Below are 4,970 nucleotides of genomic sequence, written 5' to 3'. Positions count from 1 at the left end.
TATATAACACCTCCTCCTCTTGATGTCAACTAAGCAGATTACCTCTTTTTTGTCACTTTGGCATGTTTTATCACCCAAAACTCTCCCCAACCCACACCATAACTAAAAACCATTTGCAACACTCTCCGTCAGTCATTTGGTGAAATGAACATTAACCTGCGGAGGGGAAAGCAATGAAAATAGTAAGCAAGTAGGTAGTAGGTAAGTAGGAAAGGGATAAAGGATGTGCAGGGTATTCCTCTTCTGGGGGCAATGTCTTCTCCTTTCCTACTTTCCTACTCTCCTACTTCCTACTTTCAGGAGAATCCCCTATTTCACTGACCCATTACATATGGTAAAAAAAACTATTTGACAAAGAGATAAATAAATGGTATAGTTACAACATAATGGAATATAATATAAGAGAAATTAGAGAAAAGGCTAAAAAGGATTTTGAACAAACCTGGTTAGAAACAGCAAAATTAATTAATTTAAGCGGACGAAAAATGCTCTGGGAACAACCCACTCGAGGTAAAGAACATCCGATTATTTCACTTAATCTAAAATTCCGTGAGGTATTCTTACGACTTGGATTAGATGAAATAATAAATCCAGCGATTATTGAGGAAGGCGAGGTATATCGTCAATATGGACCAGAGGCACCGGTGATTTTAGATAGGATATTTTACCTGGCAGGCTTACCAAGACCTGATATTGGCATTAGTAATCGTAAGATTGAGGAAATAAAGAAGATTATACCCGATTTTAAAAAAGAAAAAAACATAGAAGAGATATTCCGTGCCTTTAAAAAAGGAACAATAGAAAGTGACGACTTGATTGAGGAATTAGTCAAAAGCCTTGATATTAAAGAAGAAAAGGCGACTTTAATCATTGACCGTGTTTTTCCAGAATTTAAGGCGTTAAAACCAATTCCAACTAAATTTACCTTACGCTCACATATGACCGCGGCATGGTTTAATTATTTATCTAAAAATCAAACTAAAATTCCGGTAAAACTTTTCTCTATTGGTTCACGATTTAGACGGGAACAAAGACTCGACCCGCATCATTTATACGAAAGCACATCTGCCTCAGTCGTAATTATGAATGATGAAATAACCGTAGAAGATGGAATTGAATTTACTAAAATGGTCTTATTTGAACTGGGGTTTGGCAAACCCGAATTTATTAAAAAGAAGGTGACGAGTAAATACTACACACCAGGTTCAGAATATGAGGTTTATTCGCAAATAGGAACTCAACAGATTGAAGTGGCTAATATTGGATTTTATTCCCCGGTGGCATTGGCAAATTATGATATTAAATACCCGGTATTTAACTTAGGTTTTGGGGTAGAAAGATTAGCCATGCTTGAACAAAAGGTATCTGATATACGAACTTTAGTCTATGGGGAAGAACAAAAATTAACTGATGAAGATATTACTCAGGAACTAACCGTAGAAGAATTTCCAACAACGGCTAAGGGGAAAAAATTAGCTCAATCGTTAATTGAAATTGCAACTTTGCATAAGGATGATATTGGACCTGTGGAAATTTTAGCATATCAAGATGAACAGATAAAAGTTTGGGTCTATAATTGGGATGATGGAAAGCCAATGCTTTCTTTTGCCGCTTTTAATGAAATATATATCTATGAAGGCAATATCATAGGATTATCGAGCCAATTACAAAAAGGGAAATTAAGCAATCTGGCTAATTTAGCTCGAGTAGATGGAATTAAGACTAAATTAATCTATTTGAATAATATTGTCAATGGCTTTGTGGCTAAATTAGAAAAGGCAATTAAAGATGGTAAAAATACCATTGATGAACGCTACAAAATGGCTAAACGCCCGGGTGAGATTAACCTGTTTATCCCTGATTTTGTAAATCGATATATTACGGCGAATAACAAAAATATAGAAGTAGGTGGACCATTGTTTTTTGGACTAAAAGCACAAATAAAAAATTGTTGACATTATGAGATTTTTGGGTATAATAATTATTAAGGAAGGTTATTTATGATTTATCAAAAAGATAGAGAAATAGACCCTTGGGCTAAGTTAAGAAAGGATAATTTACAGATTCTTCAACAAGAACTTACGGATAAAAAAGTATTAATCAAATCAAATGTCTATTTTGACCGAAAGGAACGAACTTATTTAGTTAAGGAAGTAAAAGAAGAGTATATAAAAAGTAAGGGTAGATTAATTCCGGGATTTCGGTTAGTTAATGAAGATGTAAATTTAGAAGAACAGCCAGTATTAAAATATCCTACTTCATTAATAGACAAAATGGGAACCGGGAAAAACAAAAGACTTGTCCTGAGCTATACGAGTGAAATAAATTTTGACCGTGATTTCCGCCAACTCCATCGAGATACAAGACCTGATTTGGAGATATATATTTATTATTAGTGAAGCGTCCAAACTGAACAGTGGACACTTTACTACTGACCATTGTTTACTCTCTTGATATTGCCGGGATGGTGGAATATGGTAGACACGCATGGTTGAGGGCCATGTGCCCGAATGGGTGTGCGGGTTCAAATCCCGCTTCCGGCACCAAAAAATATACCATGAATTGCACAAATAAAATAAATTTTGCCATTTGTGTAAATTTATCTTGACTTTTTATCAAAATTATGGTATATTATAAGAAATTCAAAAAAATAATGGAGGGAAAAAAATGTTAAAAAAAATGTTAAAAAACAAAAAGGGATTTACTTTAGTGGAGTTAATGGTAGTGGTGCTCATCTTAGCCATTTTACTGTTAATTATCGTGGCAAGAGTACCTCAAGTTCTGACACGGTCAAGGGAGGCAAAAACAAAAGACCATCTGGCTAATCTACGGGTAGCAATTAATAACTATTATAGTACCAATCCGGGAATTTTCCCCCAAAGCCTTGATAATACTCCGCATAATATTGGGGGGCAAGATGTGCCTGCTTTTACCCCAAATTATATGCAAGAAATCCCAAAAGCGAGATTAAGGTCTCATCCCCCCAGTGGTGCTAATCCCAATTCTAACGCGGTTACGGTTATTGATACACAAAAAGAACTGATGACCCCTCAAAATATAGCGGATAGTAATATCGGCGGTTGGATATACAGTTCAACTACTGGCGAAATCAGAGTTAATTGTAATGACTTAGATAGCCGGGAAAAGATATATTATTCAAATTATGGGCATGAGGAAAAGGAATAGGACTGCAAAAATCTAACCACTAATTTCTAATTTCATCCCTGGATTCTTAATGAAAGAAAAAATGGAGAGAAAATGACTAAAGATGAAAAACTCATTTCAAGAATTAAAGAATTAGAAAAGGAATTAGATAATGTTACCGAAGCATTATCCACGGCTTATGAAGAATTATCTCTATTATATGATGTTACCAATAGTCTTGGAACAATGCTCAATGTCGATAGGTTACCTGTAGAAATTCTGATTAAAGCGATGAATGTTTTAGAAACTAAATATGGCTATTTAATGTTATTTGATGAAGAAGACTATAAACTAAAAATCCGAGCCGAGATAGGTTTCTCACCAGAGAAATTAAACAGGTTTAAAACTGAATTTATTGCTGAAGAAGGTGTTTCGGGCCAGGCAATAAGAGAGGGAAGATATATTATCCATAGTAATATCCAATCTTCTAAAAATATTCATGAACATATTTTAGGAATTAATAATCTTTTATGTGTGCCACTAAAATATAAGGATGAGCCAATTGGAGTGATAGTTTTAGGCGATAAGATTTCAGGTGAACCTTTTTTTACCCCGGATGCCAAACTTCTTTTTGCTTTAGCAACTTTAGTCACCTCTACTATTCAAAATGCCCGTCTTTTTTGTCAACTTCAAGATCTGTTTATCACCACCGTAAGTTCTCTTTCATCAGCTATTGACGAGAAAGATGCTTATACAGAAGGTCATTCGCAACGAGTGACTGAATTTTCACTGGATATTGCTCGGGCATTAAAGATGTCTGAAAAGGATAAAAATATTCTGGAATTAACTGCCAGATTACATGATGTGGGAAAAATTGGTATCTCAGAAGCTATCTTAGATAAACCTGGCAAATTAAATGATGAAGAATGGAGAATAATGAAGGAACATCCGCTAAAGGGAGTTAAAATCCTTCAACCAGCTGAAGATATGAAAAGAACATTAGCCGCAGTTAGAGAAGCACGGTTACTTATTCCAAAAGAAGATATGGTAAAGATTATTCCGGGAATTAAACACCATCATGAAAGATATGATGGTAAAGGCTATCCTGATGGATTACAGGGAGAGGAAATCCCATTAATGGCAAGGATAATTGCAGTTGCGGATGCATTTGATGCAATGACCTCTAAAAGGGCATATCGTGAGGCAATGAGTGAAGAACAGGCAATAGATGAATTAGTTAAAAATGCCGGGTATCAACATGACCCAAACCTCATAGAGACATTCATCCAGACGAGAAAAAATAAAAAATCATAACCTTTTAATTATAACCTATCTGCTACTAAATTTTACTTACTTATTTGAACTTCTGTAACCGTTCACCGCAGAGACGCAGAGAAAAACACACCCTTAACCCCTCTTAAGAGGGGAAAATCTATGGACGAGACGCTTAACATCCCTGATTTTCATCAGAGCAAACTCTTGAGTCCAGCAACATTAAATCAGTAGTCAATAGTTAGTAGTCAGAAAACCTTGTGCTTTTCTACTCTCTACTTTCTACTCTCTTTTCTGTTATCTGATTTATTTCTATGTCTTCTCTGTCCCCTCTTGAGAGGGGTTAGGGGTGTGTCCTCTGCGTCTCTGCGGTAAATTACCACCTCAACGGTTACGAATTATCAAAAAGGGTGTATGTAAAAAAAAGGGGGTAAAAATGTCAATTAATAAAAAACAAGGTAGTCAAAAAGAGCAAGTTCTTAATTGGATTTATGAGCGGCTTTTTAAGGCTTTTGGACCACGCCACTGGTGGCCTGGAGACACACCTTTTGAGA

The 4,970-nt window shown here is 35.5% G+C and carries 4 protein-coding genes and 1 tRNA gene; all 5 read left to right on the top strand.

Going from position 1 to position 4,970, the window contains the following annotated elements; genetic code table 11:
• The first annotated feature begins 386 nt into the window (after positions 1-386).
• The 5 genes from sepS to AB1414_15475 all read left to right on the top strand — a co-directional run bounded on the left by sepS (position 387) and on the right by AB1414_15475 (position 4,458).
• Positions 387-1,955 (top strand): O-phosphoserine--tRNA ligase, encoded by a 1,569-nt coding sequence (sepS, locus tag AB1414_15495; GenBank protein ID MEW6608823.1) that lies wholly within the window; start codon positions 387-389, stop codon positions 1,953-1,955.
• A gap of 45 nt (positions 1,956-2,000) precedes the next feature.
• Entirely contained in the window at positions 2,001-2,396 is a 396-nt protein-coding gene (locus tag AB1414_15490) for a hypothetical protein (protein MEW6608822.1), read from the top strand.
• 62 nt (positions 2,397-2,458) lie between these two features.
• Positions 2,459-2,546, top strand: a tRNA-Leu gene (locus AB1414_15485).
• A gap of 121 nt (positions 2,547-2,667) precedes the next feature.
• Positions 2,668-3,186, top strand: coding sequence for a prepilin-type N-terminal cleavage/methylation domain-containing protein (locus tag AB1414_15480; GenBank protein ID MEW6608821.1), 519 nt, complete (start codon positions 2,668-2,670; stop codon positions 3,184-3,186).
• Between the two features lie 72 nt (positions 3,187-3,258).
• The gene (locus AB1414_15475) at positions 3,259-4,458 is read left to right on the top strand and encodes an HD domain-containing phosphohydrolase (GenBank protein ID MEW6608820.1); all 1,200 of its coding nucleotides are present in this window, start codon (positions 3,259-3,261) and stop codon (positions 4,456-4,458) included.
• Positions 4,459-4,970 lie beyond the last annotated feature (512 nt).

The organism is bacterium (assembly GCA_040755795.1).
GTDB lineage: Bacteria > UBA9089 > CG2-30-40-21 > CG2-30-40-21 > SBAY01 > JBFLXS01.
This window is presented reverse-complemented; position numbering and strand designations above follow the sequence as displayed.